Source organism: Nocardioides sp. WG-D5 (genome assembly GCF_054031175.1).
The window spans coordinates 2991757-3006852 of the sequence record NZ_CM132928.1 but is presented as its reverse complement, the minus strand read 5'-3'; the positions used below and the strand labels follow the sequence as shown (position 1 = coordinate 3006852).

Below are 15096 nucleotides of genomic sequence, written 5' to 3'. Positions count from 1 at the left end.
AGCATCCGCCGCAGGAGCGGGCGCGGACCGAGTAGTGCGCTACTCGACTCCGAGGAGACCGGAGAGCGCCGCCCGCTCGGAGACGCCGAGCTTGTGACCGGCGCGGTAGAGGTGCCCCTCGACGGTCCGCACCGACAGCGTCAGCCGGGCCGCGATGTCCTTGTTGGACAGCCCCCTGGCGGCCAGTGCGGCGATCTCGCGCTCGCGCGCGGTCAGCGGCAGCGGCCGGGCCGCGACCACGAGCGCCGGCGTGCAGGCACCCGACCTCTCGGCCAGCTTCTCGGCGGTGGCCGCCGCGGTCAGGGCCGACCCCTGCCTGCCCGCACGGCGCTGCACGTCGGCGGCCTGCGCCGCCGCGTCGCCCGCGGCGACGAGATCACCGAGCCGGGCCCACGCGTGCGCCACCTCGAGCAGCGCGTCGCCGTCCTCGTCGGACCACGCTTTGGCATGGGTCAGCGCGGTCTCCGCCCGTGGGCCGAGCCCGGCCAGCGACGTCAGACGTCGCGTCGCGGCCGCGGTCGCGCCCCCGAGCTGGACCGCGGTCTGCCAGGCCAGGACCTCGTACGCAGGAGAGCCCGCCTCGCGGGCGAGGTCCGCCGCGTCGGCCGCCCGTCCGATCGCCTCCGTCGTCGCCCCCTCCGCCGCGGCGCCCCACGCCAGCGCGAGGAGGTCGTCCGGCAGGTAGAGCCGGTACGCCGGATGGTGCCCGCCAGCCACGCCGGTCAGGAGCGGGGCGGCCTCCGCGGGCCGGCCGGCCTGCGCCAGGGCGGTGGCGAGCAACGTACGGCAGCGGAAGCCGAACTCATGGCCTGATCCGTCGAACCCCGCCCATGCCTCCCGTAGGGAGACCAGCGCATCGTCGACGCGGCCGCAGGCGAGGGCGGCGTGACCTGCGACGACGAGTCCCATGAGCCGGGCCGGTCCCGGGAGGTCGGCCGAGGCGGCCCGCATCCGCCGGGCCAGGTCGGCACCCCGGTCCGGGGTGCCGGCGAGCCGGTGCCCGAGCACCTGGAAGTCGGCGAGCCCGAAGCCGGGGATGACGGTCGGCGCCCGGTCGGCGGTGAGCCCACCCACGACCGCGGCCTCGTCGAGGAGCTCGTCCTCGCCGGCGACGGCGGCCGCCGCGGAGGCGGCGCTGGCGACCAGGATGCCGGCCAGATCGTCGGGAAGGCTTCCCCGCAGCAGCTGCGGGGCGCGATCGAGGACGCCCCCGAAGTCGCCTTCGGCCACGTCGAGGACGAGCGACATCGCGGCGGCGTGGGCCGGAGCCGCACCCGTGGCGTCGGCGGCGGCCAGCGCCAGACGCGCCCTGTCCGGCCGCGCCATCGTGAAGAGCAGGTTGCCGGCCCGATGGAGCTGCACCATCGCGAGCGTCCCTGGGTCGGGTGCACCCTCGACGAGGTCGAGGTGGATCGCCTCCGCCTCCTCACCGCGGCTGAGCCAGGAGAGCGCCGCGGCATGCACCACCCGGGCGGCGAAGTCCCCGGTGTCGGCTGCGGCGTGGGCCAGCCGCTCGGCCAGCGGCAGGTCGTACATCCGGGTCGCCGCCTCCGCTGCCCGCAGGAACAGCGCCGGCTCTGGCGGCAGGTCGGAGTCGAGGGTGAGCACGGCCCGGGGGATCGGGTCCGGCTCGGGGTCGAGGGTCTGCGCCACCCGGCCGCGGAGTCGGCGGGCGCGCAGCGTGCCCATCGCGGCGCGGCGTACCTCTCCGTACAGGGGATGTGCCAGCCGGGCGACCGCTCCGTCGGTACGCACCAGCCCGCGGCCCTCCGCCTCCTCGACGTCCTCCGCGGAGGCCAGCGCGGACAGCGTCGGGACCGCCACCGGCTCGGCCAGCGCGACCATGTCGACGACGTCACGCACCCCCGCCGCGAGGTCTCCGATCTCCCGTTCCAGGAGACCGGCGAGCTCGGGGGAGATCGTCGGCTCGCTTGTCCAGCGCCAGATCCCGGACGCCGGGGTGAACCGCCCCGCCGCCACCTCCCCGGCGAGCAGGTGGCGCAGGAAGAGCGGACTGCCCTCGGTCATCGTCCACAGCCGGTGCGCGGAGGCCGTGTCCACCGGACCGCCGAGCACCCGGGCGATCAGCTGCGTGCTCTCCTCGGCATCCAGCGGCGTCAGCTCCAGACGCGGCAGATGGTCGTCCTTCCACAGCGACGTCACGATGTCGGGCGCGGTCTCGCCGGTACGCAGCGTGATCAGGACCGGCGCCAGCCGCCGCGCCACCACCCGGTGCACCACGATCGCCGAGTGCTCGTCGAGCAGGTGGGCGTCATCGACCGCCAGCACCAGCGGCAGCTGCCGACCGAGCTGGTCCAGCGCCCTTCCGATCGTCTCGGCCGCCTCCCCGGGCGGCACGTCGAGCAGCCCGGCGAACGCACCCAACGGGAACGGCCGGGCGGCCGTGCTGCCCTGGGCGAAGACGACGGTCTCCCCGCGGCGTACGCAGCCCGCCAGGGCCTCACGGGCGAGCCGGGTCTTCCCCACCCCCGCCGGACCCGCAACGATGACGCCCGCCGCACCGGGCCGGACCGCCGCCGCCACCCTGCGCAGCTCGTCGTCCCGCCCGGTCAGCGGCCACGGCCGCTCCATGCCGTCAGGCTAGCGACCCGGTTCCGCGGGCGCATCACTCAAAATGCGGCATCGGCGGCACCGGGCGCTCCGCCACCCCCTGCGCAGCGGAGCGCCGTGCCTGCTCTTCCGGCCCTTCCACAACGCGCCTCAGACGCGGGCCGCGCGGTGCACGTCCATCGTGCCGATGTGCTGCTCGGACTCGACCAGGCCCTCGTCGCTGGGGCTCTCGCCCTTGTCGAAGACCCGCTCGCGCTGCTTGGCCCGCAGGTCGGGGTGCGCGGCGCTCGGGACGTCGAAGCCGAAGTGGGCCTGCGCCTCGCGCACCTCCCACACCTTGTCGCTCAGCGGCGGGATACCGAGGATGGCCGGCGCCGCGACCGGGGTGGCCTGCGGCGCGAGCAGGCCGAAGAGGGCAAGCCGGGCGTTGAGGGAGCGGAAGAGCACGGCGTGGAGGAGGCGGTTCGGGATCCGTACGAGGGCGTCGAGCAGGGGACCCTGGCGGAGGTTGGCCATCTCGCGCATGTAGCGGGGGTAGGTCGAGATGACCCCCTTGCTCATCAGCCACATCGTCGGCGCCAGGAGTGCCTTCTGCCAGGCCGGCATCGCCGGCGGCAGCGCGACCTTCAGCGGGATGATGAAGTGGATCATGTCCTGGGCCGCCTCCGACGCGGCCAGGTGCGGGCGCCAGTCCTCGAAGTACTGGTGCACCTCGTCGCGGCTGGTCGGCACCGTGGCGGGATCGATCGTCTGCAGCTTGGCGATCTCGCGGCACTCCGCCCAGAACTGCTTCTCCTCGTCCTCGGAGAGTCGGCCCGGGCCGAACATCTCGTAGCACTTGAGGATGGAGTGCCACGCCGTCATGTGGATCCACAGCTGCGAGGACGGCTTGTTGGCGTCGTACTCACCACCCGTCACCGGGTCGTGGCCGATCGCCTTCGAGTGCACCTTGACCAGCACGTCGGCCGCACGGCAGGTCTGCTCGGCACCGGCGAAGAGCTGCATCGCGAAGTAGCGCAGGGTGCGGCCGTAGCGGGTCGAGGGCCGGTACTTCACACCGCCGGACTGGACGACGGCGGCGGCGAGGTTCGGGTCGAAGTGCTCGATCGTCACCGAGCGCGCGAAGCCCAGGACGTACGACGTCGGGTGGCCCCATACCTTCCAGGCGACCGAGTCGGGCCCGAGGAACCCGTAGTCGGCCATGGGCTCGTACTGCTTCATCAGCTGCTTCCGAGTCTTGACGCCGAACACCATCGTTCTCTCCTTTGCTACACCACTGTAGGTTCAGCGTAATCTACACCTCTGTAATATTGTGTGCACGTGACGCCCGACACACCTCCACGGCCGAAGCGCCGCTACGCACGCCGGCTTCCGGTCGAGCAGCGGCGCGAGCATCTCCTCGACGCGGCTCTGCGGGTGATCGCGCGCGACGGCTACGAGTCGGTCTCGATCGAGGCGATCGCGCAGGAGGCCGAGGTCACCCGCCCCGTCGTCTACAGCGCGTACGACGGCCTCGAGCCGCTCCTCCACGCGCTCCTCGACCGCACCCAGCGCCGTGCCCTCGCCTCGGCCCTCCGCCTGATGCCGCAGCCCGGGGGCGACCAGGACGTCGCCGAGTGGGCACTCGAGGCGTTCGCCGCCTTGCTGGACATCGTGCGCAAGGAGCCCGACGTGTGGCGCCCGGTGCTCGGCCTGACCCGCAACGCGCCCGCCGTCGTACGCGACCGCATCGACGCCACCCGGGAGCTGATCCGCGGCTACCTCGTCGACGCCTTCCAGGAGGGCCTCGAACGACGAAATGAGAGCAAGGAGGTCGATGTCGACCTCCTTGCCCACCTGACGCTGGTCACCGCCGAGGAGTTCGCCCGGCTGACCCTCGAGGACCCGGATCGCTACGACAAGGACCGCCTGATGGCGACCATCGAGACCCTGCTGTCCTCGTTCACCGACCGCTAGAACGGCTAGAACGGCTAGAACGGCTCGATCGCGAAGCGCCCCCACGCGATGAACACCATCGCCGCCAGGAACACCAGGTCGCCGACGAGCTCCTTGTACTCCCCGCGCCGGATCCGCTCGGTGACCGCCCCCGCCATGTAGAGCGCCATGCACGACGCCGCGACCGACACCAGGATCGGCGCCACGCTCACCAGCCCGGGGAGGACGAGCCCGACCCCACCGAGGACCTCCACCACGCCCATGAATCTCACGGTGCCGGGGGTGAAGTCCTCGGCCCAGCCCGTCTTCGCGGCGTACTTCTCATAGGGCATCGTCTGCTTGACGATGCCGCCGACGATGTAGCCGAAGGCGAAGACGCCGGCGACGATCCAGAGCGCGATGTTCATGATGTCTCCCTGTGTTCAGATGATCTCGAAGTTCAACCCCTCCGACGGAGCACCGGATCGATCTGTGACATCGACGGACCGGCGCATCACCGTGCAGCCGCGAGACGGGCGGCCACCTCCGCGCTGATTCGAGTACCGCACTACTCGCAGCCCGGGGCCCGGTTTGCACGAGGGTCGGTGCATGAGCACTCGAACCGTCCTCGTCACCGGCGCCGGCCGAGGTATCGGCCGCGCCATCGCCGTACGCCTGGCCCGCTCGGGTTGGCGGGTCTACGCCGGCGTCCGCACCGACGTCACCGCCAAGGATCTGGCCGCAGAGTCCGAACTGATCACGCCGCTCGAGCTCGATATCACCATCCCCGAGCACGTGGCCGCGCTCGACCGCGAACTCCCCGAGCGACTCGACGCCCTGGTCAACAACGCCGGCATCGCGGTCGCCGGCCCGCTCGAGTCCCTGTCGCGCGCAGACATGCGACACCAGTTCGACGTGAACCTGATCGGGCCGCTCGCGCTGACCCGGGAGATGCTGCCCCGGCTGCGACGAGCGCGAGGCCGCGTGGTGTTCATCTCCTCGATCAACGGCCGGGTCTCGTTCCCGTTCACCGGGATGTACAACGCCTCGAAGTACGCGACCGAGGCCGTGGCCGACTGCCTGCGGGTCGAGCTGCGCCCCTTCGGTGTCCAGGTCGGCCTCGTCGAGCCGGGAGTCATCGACACCGATCCCTGGCGCCAGATGGACCAGCTCATCGACGAGCTCGAGGCCGGCCTCGACCCCGAGCACCGGACCCTCTACGCGCCGCACTTCGCCGGCGAGCGGCAGCTGCTCAGGAAGATTCGCAAGAATGCCAAGCCGCCCGAGCGGGTCGCGGCCGTCGTCGAACGCCAGCTGACCCGACGGCGGATGCGGCCGCGCACCCTCGTGGGCGCAGACGCCCGGTCGATCCTGGCGATGAAGGCACTGCTGCCGGCCCGCGGCCTCGACGCGGTCTGGGCTCAGGGCCTCGGGGTCTGACGCTTCGAAGATCATCGCCCGCCCCGCCCGAAAATGGACAAAGCCCCGGATCGACGATCCGGGGCTTGTCGCTACGTGCGCGAGGGGGGAGTTGAACCCCCACGTCCTTTCGGACACACGGACCTGAACCGTGCGCGTCTGCCTATTCCGCCACTCGCGCGTGCAACAGAGGAAACGTTAGCCCACGCGCGTCCGCCCGCCCAAAACGACGGCACCCCGCCCGCCTTGACGCTGGCGGTCACCCGATCGTGGGAGGATCGAAACCACGCAGAATGCGGGAAGTGGCAGATCCCCTGGGGTGCACCGATACGATCGGGCCGAATCCGGGGACGACTATGCCCGTACGCGACTGACACCCAACCCGACCGGCCTACCCGGCACCTGAGAGGAGCGCAACAACGTGAGCGGCCTGCAGAAGTTCGAGCAGAAGCTGGAGCAGCTCATCTCAGGCGCTTTCGCCAAGGCGTTCCGGTCCGAGGTGAAGTCGGTGGAGATCGTCGCCGCGCTCCAGCGCGAGATCGACAACAACGCCCAGGTGCTCAGCCGCCAGCGGCGCCTGGTCCCCAACGACTTCTTCGTCGAGCTGTCCTCCAGCGACCTCGGCAAGCTGGAGTCCTACGGACCCCACCTCAAGGAAGAGCTGAAGCGCCAGCTGATGGACCACGCCGAGGCGCAGGGATTCGTCTTCCCGGGCCGCGTGAACATCGAGTTCGGCGAGGCGAAGGACCTGACCATCGGCCGGTTCCGGGTGCGCAGCCGCGCCCAGGCCGCGGTCTCCGGCGCCGACATGAGCGACACCCAGGTCAGCCGCGCGCAGGCCTACCTGGAGATCAACGGCACCCGGCACCCGCTCCACGGCAACCTCGTCGTGGGCCGAGGCACCGACGCCGATCTGCGCATCAACGACCCGGGCATCAGCCGCCGCCACATCGAGTTCCGCTCGAAGCAGGCCGGCGACCGTGTGCGGGTCGAGGTCTACGACCTCGGCTCGACCAACGGAATGCTGGTCAACGGGCAGAAGATGGCGAGTGCAACCTTGGACGACGGCTCTCAGGTGCGCATCGGCACCACCGTCATCACCGCGCACATCGTGGAGGAGCGCCGTTGAGCGAGCTGACCCTTTTCCTCATCCGGGTCGCCTACCTGGCGATCCTGTGGATCTTCGTGCTGGCGGCGTTGTCGGTGATCCGCTCCGACATGTTCGGTGCACGGGTCACCAACGCCTCCGCCGGCCAGCCCGCCGCCGCACCGGGCCGCGGCAAGTCCCCCGCGGCGAGGGCACCGCGGCGCGGCGTACCCACGCATGTGGCCGTCACCACCGGCTCCAACGCCGGTGTGACGGTGCCCCTCTCGCAGGCCCCCATCGTCATCGGCCGCGGCAGCGATGCCGCGATCATCCTCGATGACGACTACGCCTCCACCCGCCACGCCCGGATCGCCGTCTCCGGCGACCAGTGGTTCGTGGAGGACCTCGGATCGACCAATGGCACCTACATCGGGTCCGTCCGGATCAATCAGCCGACCGCCATCTCTCTCGGAACCCAGGTGCGGATCGGTAAAACAATCCTGGAGCTGCGCAAGTGACCGCTGCGACCGACCCCACCCCCGACCCCGCTCCTGTCCGTGGCTCTGCCGACGGACGCCCGTTTCGCCTCGAGTTCGCGGCGATCTCGGACGTCGGCCGGGTCCGCAAGGACAACCAGGACAGCGGGTACGCCGGCCCGTGGCTGCTGACCGTCTGCGACGGCGTCGGTGGCGCTGCCCGCGGTGACATCGCCTCCAGCACGGCCGTCCAGCAGCTGCGCAAGCTCGACGAGGAGCCCGCTCCCGGCCTGGTCGACGACGACCTGATCGGCCTGGTCTCCCACGCGCTCCACATGGCCCACGACGAGATCGGCCACCTGGTCGACCACGACCCCACGCTCAACGGCACGAGCACGACCTCGACCGTCGGCCTCTTCGACGGCTCCAAGCTGACCGTCGGCCACGTCGGTGACAGCCGTGCCTACCTGCTCCGCAACGGCGCGATCCACCAGGTCACCCACGACCACACCTTCGTCCAGACGCTGCTCGACGAGGGGAGGATCACGGAGGAGGAGGCCAAGACCCACCCCCACCGCAACCTGATCCTCAAGGCCCTCGACGGCACCCGCGAGCTCGAGCCCGACCTGTTCATCGTCGACCTCGCCGCGGGCGATCGGCTGATGTTCTGCAGCGACGGCGTCTGCGGCTACGTCGACGACCCCCGGATCGCTGACATCCTGGCCACCGGCACGCCCGAGTACGCAGCCGTCGAGCTGGTCCGGGTCTCCCTCGACTCCGGCAGCACCGACAACGTGACCTGCGTGGTCGCCGACGTGGTGCCCAGCGACACCGTCCCGTCCGCGGGCCTCGAGGCCCAGATGGTCGGTGCGGCGGCCGAGCTCAAGCGGAGGACCACCAAGACCGGCCAGATGACCGCTCTGTTCCGCGGTCACCGGATGGGCGACACCGGCGAGCTCGACCCGATCGACGAGGAGATCCCCGACGGCGCGATCGCCGCCGACCCGGAGGAGATGCGCTACGCCCTCCAGGCGCCGGCGAAGTATCTGAAGCTGCGCTGGGCGTTCGGGCTGCTGACCCTCCTCGGTGTCGTCTGGGTCGCCGTCGCGACCGCCTTCGTCTGGTCGCAGAACCAGTGGTACATCGGCGAGCAGGAGGGCAACGTCACGATCTTCCGCGGCGTACCCACCACGATGGTCGGCTTCGACCTCTCCGAGCCCTACCAGACCTCTGACCTGAAGGTCTCCGACCTGGCCGAGACCTACCAGAACCAGCTCGAGGACGGCATCCACAGCAAGGACCTGGCCGGCGCCCAGGAGAAGGTGCAGTCGCTGGCCGACCAGAGCGCCGCGGACGCGGGAAGCGGGTCATGAGCGGTTTCACCCCGGCGAGCTCGATGCCCGTCTTCGTCCACCGGTCACGCCGAGGGGCGGAGCTGGTCCTGCTGATCCTGGCCCTCGCGGTCGGGATCGGGGCCTACGCCGCGGTCGGCCTCGGGGTGCAGGAGAAGATCCCGGTCGACATCGTCGGCTACGGCACGTGGCTGGTCGCGCTCCTGGTGGCGGCCCACATCGGCGTACGTCTGCTGGCTCCGTACGCAGACCCGGTGCTGCTTCCGCTGGTGGCGATGCTCAACGGGTTCGGTCTGGCGGTCATCCACCGGCTCGACCTGGCCGCCGGGGCGAGCGAGTCCGACGCGTTCGCCCGTCAGCAGCTGATCTGGATGACGATCGGCGTGGTGCTGTTCCTGATCACGCTCTTCGTGGTCCCCGACCACCGGATGCTGCAGCGGTTCACCTACACCGCCGGCCTCGGCGCGGTCGTCATGCTGATCCTCCCGATGCTCCCGCTCATCGGCAAGCAGATCAACGGTGCGCGGATCTGGATCAACCTCGGTCCGGTCAGCTTCCAGCCCGGTGAGGTCGCCAAGGTCCTCCTGGTGATCTGCTTCGCCGGCTACCTGGCGGTCCACCGCGACGCTCTCGCCCTGGCCGGCCGCCGCTTCATCGGCATCGACCTGCCCCGCGGCCGCGACCTCGGCCCGCTGCTGATGATGTGGGTGATCAGCCTCGCGATCCTGGTCCTCCAGCGTGACCTCGGCTCCAGCCTGCTCTTCTACGGCCTCTTCGTGGTGACGTTGTACGTCGCGACCGAACGCAAGGGCTGGATCGTCGTCGGCGGTCTGCTGTTCGCAGGTGGGGTCTTCGCCGCGATCAGTCTCTTCAGCCATGTCCGCGTCCGCGTGCTGACCTGGCTGAACCCGTTCGACTACTACCCGGAGCCCCTCAACGGCACCTCCTCGGAGCAGTTGGTCCAGGGACTCTTCGGGATGGCCTGGGGCGGCATGATCGGCCGTGGCTTCGGCTCCGGCCAGCCCTGGCGGATCCCCTACGCCAACTCCGACTTCATCGTCCCGGCGATCGGCGAGGAGCTGGGTCTGACCGCGCTCCTCGCGCTGCTGCTCTGCTACGGCCTGATCGTCGAGCGTGGCCTGCGTACGGCGATCGTCGCCCGCGACGACTTCGGCAAACTGCTCTCCGTCGGTCTGGCCACCTCGGTCGCGCTGCAGACCTTCGTGGTCGTCGGTGGCGTCACGGGGCTCATCCCGCTGACCGGTCTGACCACACCGTTCCTCTCGTATGGTGGGTCATCGCTGGTCGCCAACTGGGTGATCGTGGCCCTGCTGTTGCGCGTCTCGGACCAGTCGCGCCGTCCGCTGCCGACTGCGCCGTCCGATGAAGACCTCGCCGCTGAGGAGACCCAGATCGTCAAGCTCGACAAAGGGGCGATGAGCAAGTGAACCGCCCCATCCGCACGCTCAGCGTCGGCTGCCTGATCCTGTTCGTGGCGCTGATGCTGAACCTGACGTACGTGCAGTTCTTCAAGGCCGGCTGGTACAACAACCGCGCCGACAACCGACGGGTCACCGAAGAGGCCTACTCGCAGCAGCGCGGCGACATCCTGGTCGGCAAGAAGGCGATCGCCACCAGCAAGCCGAGCGACGACACCTTCAAGTGGCAGCGCACCTACCCGGGCGGCAAGAAGTACGCCCCGATCACCGGCTTCATGTCCTACTCCTACGGCCAGACCGGGATCGAGAGGTCCCAGGACTCGGTGCTGTCGGGCAAGGACAACAAGCTGTTCACCAACCGCCTGGTCGACCTGGTCACCAACTCCGAGCCGGCCGGCGGCAACGTCGAGCTGACCATCAACCCCAAGGTCCAGGACGCTGCGTACGAGGGCCTGACCGCACTGGGCGAGGACGTCCAGGCGGCCGCGGTGGCGCTCGACCCGAAGACCGGCCGGATCCTGGCCATGGCCTCGACACCGACCTACAACCCCGACCGGCTGGCGACCCACGACTTCTCCGCCGCGGGGAAGTCCTACAACCAGCTCTCGAAGGACGAGAACGAGCCGCTGCTCAACCGTTCCATCCAGACCGCGCTGCCGCCGGGCTCGACCTTCAAGCTGGTCACCGCGGCGGCCGCGATCGAGAACCTCGACATGGACGGCGACAGCAAGGTCTACGGCGGTGCGTCCCTCGACCTGCCCGGCACCACCACGGACCTGCCCAACCTCAACGGCACCAGCTGCGGCGGCGAGCAGATCACCCTCACCCGCGCTCTCGAGGTCTCCTGCAACACCGCCTTCGGGCAGCTCGGCATGGAGCTCTCCGATGAGGAGATGCAGGAGCAGGCCGAGGCCTTCGGGTTCGGCCAGGACTACCTCGACGACCTGCGCCCGCTGGCCAAGAGCCAGTACCCCGCCAACGACGGCAAGGCCGAGCAGGCCCGGGCCGCGATTGGCCAGCAGAGCGTGATCGCGACCCCGCTGCAGATGGCGATGGTCTCCGCGGGCATCGCCAACGGCGGCGAGGTCATGAAGCCCTACCTCGTCGACCGCGTCACCTCCTCCTCGCTCGACGTCATCGACCAGGGCAACCCGACGCCCATCGACAACCAGCCCGCGGTCTCGCAGGACACCGCCGAGATCCTGACCCAGATGATGGTCAGCACCGTCGAGAACGGCACCGCCGAGGCGGCCGCGATCGACGGCGTGAGCGTCGCCGGCAAGACCGGCACCGCCCAGACCACGCCGGACAAGCCGCCGTACGCCTGGTTCACCTCGTTCGCCCCGGCGGAGAACCCGTCCATCGCCGTCGCCGTGATGGTCCAGAAGAGCGGCACCGAACGCAGCGAAATCGCCGGCGGACGGCTGGGCGGCCCAATCGCGAAGGCCATGATGGAGGCAGCGATCTCATGAGTCGTTACGTATTCCACGAGCTCATCGGCACCGGCGGGATGGGCGAGGTGTGGCGGGCGACCGACACGACGCTCAACCGCGAGGTCGCGATCAAGCTCCTCAAGCCGGAGCACGCCGAGGACCCGATCGGCCGCTCCCGCTTCGAGTCCGAGGCGAAGCATGCCGCCGCGCTCCATCACCCCAACGTGGTGGCCGTCTACGACGTCGGCGAGATGCCGACCGCCTCCGGCCTGATGCGCCCGTTCCTGGTGATGGAGCTGGTCGACCACAAGCCGCTCTCCGAGCTGCTCCGTGACGGCCGTCCGCTGGCCCCCGAGGTCGTACGCGACCTGCTCGGCCAGGCCGGCGACGCGCTGGCCGCCGCCCACCGGGCCGGCATCGTGCACCGCGACGTGAAGCCCGCCAACCTGCTGATCACCCCGCAGCGCAAGGTGAAGGTTACCGACTTCGGCATCGCCCGCGCCCAGGCGTCGACCGGCATCACCGGCACCGGCCAGGTGATGGGCACGCCTCAGTACCTCAGCCCCGAGCAGGCCCGTGGCGAGAAGGCCACGCCGGCCTCCGACGTCTACTCCCTCGGTGTGGTCGCCTTCGAGTGCCTGGCCGGCTACCGGCCGTTCCAGAAGGAGACCCCGGTCGCCACCGCGATCGCCCACCTGCACGACCCGGTGCCGCCGCTGCCCGACCACGTCCCCGCCGACCTGGCCGCGATCGTGATGCGCAGCCTGCAGAAGGACCCGACGCTCCGCTACGCCGACGCGGCCGCGTTCACAGCCGCGATGGTCGGTCACGGTGCCGCCGTTGACCCCGACGCCGACGCCACCACCGTCGTAGCGGCTGCGCCCGCCGACGCGACCGCGGTCATGGACCCGGTCCCCTCGCCCGCGGGCGCCCAGAACTTCGTCGGCATGCAGGGCGGTGCGGGTGGCCCCGAGGGTCCGCCGCCGCCTCGCTACCAGGACCCCTACGACCGTTACGACGAGGACGCCGACCAGCGGCCCTGGTACAAGAAGCCGTTCAACATCGTGGTGCTCGTGATGCTCGTGGCCGTGATCGTCGCGATCATCTGGATCATCTCGACCCTAGCCTTCGACCCGGAGACGCCTCCGGCCAACGACACCTCCACCACGCCCTCGGCCTCCCCGACGCCTACTCCCTCGGAGGAGCCCGAGGAGGAGCCGAAGGCCGTCGAGATCGACGAGGACGCCTACATCGGCCGCAACGTCGACGAGGTGCGTCGCGAGCTCCAGGACATGGGTCTCGAGGTCGACCCGACGGTTCAGGACAACGACGGCAGCAACGAGCCCGACACGGTCGCCGGCCTCGACCCGACCCGCAACCTCTACGAGGGCGACACGATCACCATCCGCTACTACGGCGAGCGCCCGCAGGTCGAGCCCACTCCCACCGAGGAAGAGCCCGACGAGGAGGAGACCGACGAGGAGGAGCCGACCGACGGCGAGTCCTCCGACGGCTGGGTCTTCCCCGACATCCCCGGCGAAGAGAACACCGACGGTGGCAACGGCAACGGCAACGGGGGCGGCAATGGCTGAGGGAGCGCTCCTCGCCGGTCGCTACGAGGTCGGCGAGCTGCTCGGCCGGGGCGGGATGGCGGAGGTCCGCAAGGGCACCGACCACCGGCTCGGTCGCGTCGTCGCGATCAAGCGGCTGCGGATGGACCTCGCCAGCGATGCGACCTTCCAGGCGCGTTTCCGGCGCGAGGCGCAGTCCTCGGCCAAGCTCAACCACCCCTCGATCGTGTCGGTCTACGACACCGGCGAGGAGAAGACCGACGACGGCGTCGCCCAGCCCTACATCGTGATGGAGTACGTCGCTGGCCGCACGCTGCGCGACGTACTCCGTGAGGGTCGCAAGATCCTGCCCGAGCGGGCGCTGGAGATCAGCTCCGACGTACTCAACGCGCTCGACTACAGCCACCGCAACGGGATCATCCACCGCGACATCAAGCCGGGCAACGTCATGCTGACGCCGGCCGGTGACGTGAAGGTGATGGACTTCGGCATCGCCCGGGCGCTCAACGACGTCCAGTCCACGATGACGCAGACAGCGGCCGTCGTGGGCACCGCGCAGTACCTGAGCCCCGAGCAGGCCCGTGGTGAGCAGGTCGACGCCCGCTCCGACGTCTACTCCGCCGGCTGCCTGCTCTACGAGCTGCTCACCGGCCGTCCGCCGTTCGTGGGCGACTCGCCGGTCTCGGTGGCCTACCAGCACGTCCGCGAGCACGCCCAGCCTCCGTCGGCCCACGACCCGTCGCTGCCCCGTGAGCTCGACGCGATCGTGATGAAGTCGCTGGCCAAGCGGGTCGAGGACCGCTACCAGTCGGCGCAGGCGATGCGCACCGACATCGAGCGCTACCTCGCCGGACGTCCGGTCCAGGCGACCGTGCCGCCGAGCATCGACCAGACCCAGGTCGCGCAGAACCGCGTTCCCGGCCCCTACGGCGACCCCACCAACGGTGGATACTACCCGCCTCAGGACGAGAGACCCGACGGACCTCGGCCCTGGGTGCTCGTGCTGCTCGGGCTCGTCATCATCGGCCTGATCGCGGTCGGCGCCTACTTCCTTCCGACGGCTCTCGGTCCGCAAACCACGCCCGCCCCCGACGTCACCGGTCTGACCCAGGAGAAGGCGATGGCCGAGCTGAGCACGGCCAAGCTGAAGGGCGCGGTCAAGCAGGAGTCGAGCGACACCGTCGCGGTCGGCGTCGTGATCTCCCAGGACCCGCCCGCCGGCCAGGACGTCGAAGAGGGCAGCACCGTCACGATCACGGTCTCCACCGGGCCACCCAACCGGGAGATGCCCAACGTGATCGGGATGCCGCAGAAGACGGCCAAGGAGCTGCTCGAGGGCGATCCCTACAACTTCACGGTGAAGATCGAGACGGCCGAGTCCGACAAGGACAAGGGCACGGTGATCGAGTCCGACCCGGTCGACGGACAGAGCGTCACCACCGGCAAGACCACCGAGGTCCTCCTCACCGTCTCCAAGGGCCCGGAGAAGGTCCCGAACGTCGTCGGAAAGACGGAGGAACAGGCGAAGGAGATCCTCCGCAGCGCCGGCTTCACGCCGGTGGTCAAGGCCGAGCCGAACACCGACAAGCCCAAGGGCACCGTCGTCGAGCAGACACCGGCCAAGGGCACACCGCTCGCCCAGGACGGCGAGGTGATCATCTTCGTCTCGACGAAGGAGGAGGCCCTGCCGAGCTGTCAGACGCTCGTGCCCGGGACGGACCCGGCCAACCCGTCGGCGTCGGCCACCCAGACCGCCGAGCCGGGCGACCCCCCGACGTGTGACCCGGCGCTCCCGCCGAGCACCTCGGCCGCGCCGTAGTCGCGCTCGCCGGAG

The 15096-nt window shown here is 70.3% G+C and carries 12 protein-coding genes and 1 tRNA gene; 9 read left to right on the top strand and 4 right to left on the bottom strand.

The features are described from left to right. Positions 1-39: 39 nt before the first annotated feature. Both ACWZJV_RS14695 and ACWZJV_RS14690 read right to left on the bottom strand, forming a co-directional pair. On the bottom strand, positions 40-2592 hold the full coding sequence (locus ACWZJV_RS14695) for a LuxR C-terminal-related transcriptional regulator (protein ID WP_457176726.1): 2553 nt from the start codon (positions 2590-2592) through the stop codon (positions 40-42). 129 nt (positions 2593-2721) lie between these two features. After that, the gene (locus ACWZJV_RS14690; protein WP_457176724.1) at positions 2722-3825 is read right to left on the bottom strand and encodes an oxygenase MpaB family protein; all 1104 of its coding nucleotides are present in this window, start codon (positions 3823-3825) and stop codon (positions 2722-2724) included. Positions 3826-3891: 66 nt separating this feature from the next. Between ACWZJV_RS14690 and ACWZJV_RS14685 the strand changes: the two genes are divergently transcribed. After that, positions 3892-4527: a TetR/AcrR family transcriptional regulator gene (locus ACWZJV_RS14685; RefSeq protein ID WP_457176723.1), complete on the top strand. Its 636-nt coding sequence runs from the start codon at positions 3892-3894 to the stop codon at positions 4525-4527. A gap of 14 nt (positions 4528-4541) precedes the next feature. Here ACWZJV_RS14685 and ACWZJV_RS14680 read toward each other — a convergent pair whose 3' ends face one another. Then, a complete protein-coding gene (locus tag ACWZJV_RS14680; RefSeq protein ID WP_457176721.1) occupies positions 4542-4913 on the bottom strand; it encodes a DoxX family protein in 372 nt (123 codons plus the stop codon). Between the two features lie 181 nt (positions 4914-5094). On the opposite strand from ACWZJV_RS14680, the gene ACWZJV_RS14675 reads away from it, so the two are divergent. Beyond that, positions 5095-5925 carry an SDR family oxidoreductase gene (locus ACWZJV_RS14675; RefSeq protein WP_457176719.1) on the top strand — a complete coding sequence of 277 codons (831 nt, stop codon included), beginning with the start codon at positions 5095-5097 and terminating at the stop codon, positions 5923-5925. 76 nt (positions 5926-6001) lie between these two features. Here the strand turns inward: ACWZJV_RS14675 and ACWZJV_RS14670 are convergent. Further along, positions 6002-6085, bottom strand: a tRNA-Leu gene (locus ACWZJV_RS14670). Positions 6086-6325: 240 nt separating this feature from the next. Here ACWZJV_RS14670 and ACWZJV_RS14665 point away from each other — a divergent pair. The 7 genes from ACWZJV_RS14665 to pknB are packed head-to-tail and all read left to right on the top strand — an operon-like array spanning position 6326 to position 15081. Next, the gene (locus tag ACWZJV_RS14665) at positions 6326-7033 is read left to right on the top strand and encodes an FhaA domain-containing protein (RefSeq protein WP_008355647.1); all 708 of its coding nucleotides are present in this window, start codon (positions 6326-6328) and stop codon (positions 7031-7033) included. Continuing rightward, the gene (locus ACWZJV_RS14660; protein WP_008355644.1) at positions 7030-7509 is read left to right on the top strand and encodes an FHA domain-containing protein FhaB/FipA; all 480 of its coding nucleotides are present in this window, start codon (positions 7030-7032) and stop codon (positions 7507-7509) included. Before ACWZJV_RS14665 ends, ACWZJV_RS14660 begins: the two co-directional genes overlap by 4 nt. Continuing rightward, positions 7506-8840 (top strand): PP2C family protein-serine/threonine phosphatase, encoded by a 1335-nt coding sequence (locus ACWZJV_RS14655; RefSeq protein WP_196876068.1) that lies wholly within the window; start codon positions 7506-7508, stop codon positions 8838-8840. The genes ACWZJV_RS14660 and ACWZJV_RS14655 overlap by 4 nt, the downstream gene beginning before the upstream one ends. Further along, the gene (locus tag ACWZJV_RS14650) at positions 8837-10267 is read left to right on the top strand and encodes an FtsW/RodA/SpoVE family cell cycle protein (protein ID WP_196876069.1); all 1431 of its coding nucleotides are present in this window, start codon (positions 8837-8839) and stop codon (positions 10265-10267) included. The genes ACWZJV_RS14655 and ACWZJV_RS14650 overlap by 4 nt, the downstream gene beginning before the upstream one ends. Continuing rightward, positions 10264-11730 carry a peptidoglycan D,D-transpeptidase FtsI family protein gene (locus ACWZJV_RS14645; RefSeq protein WP_457176715.1) on the top strand — a complete coding sequence of 489 codons (1467 nt, stop codon included), beginning with the start codon at positions 10264-10266 and terminating at the stop codon, positions 11728-11730. Before ACWZJV_RS14650 ends, ACWZJV_RS14645 begins: the two co-directional genes overlap by 4 nt. Further along, positions 11727-13283, top strand: coding sequence for a serine/threonine protein kinase (locus ACWZJV_RS14640; RefSeq protein WP_457176713.1), 1557 nt, complete (start codon positions 11727-11729; stop codon positions 13281-13283). The genes ACWZJV_RS14645 and ACWZJV_RS14640 overlap by 4 nt, the downstream gene beginning before the upstream one ends. Beyond that, positions 13276-15081 carry a Stk1 family PASTA domain-containing Ser/Thr kinase gene (pknB, locus tag ACWZJV_RS14635; protein ID WP_457176711.1) on the top strand — a complete coding sequence of 602 codons (1806 nt, stop codon included), beginning with the start codon at positions 13276-13278 and terminating at the stop codon, positions 15079-15081. Before ACWZJV_RS14640 ends, pknB begins: the two co-directional genes overlap by 8 nt. The last annotated feature ends 15 nt before the right edge of the window (positions 15082-15096 follow it).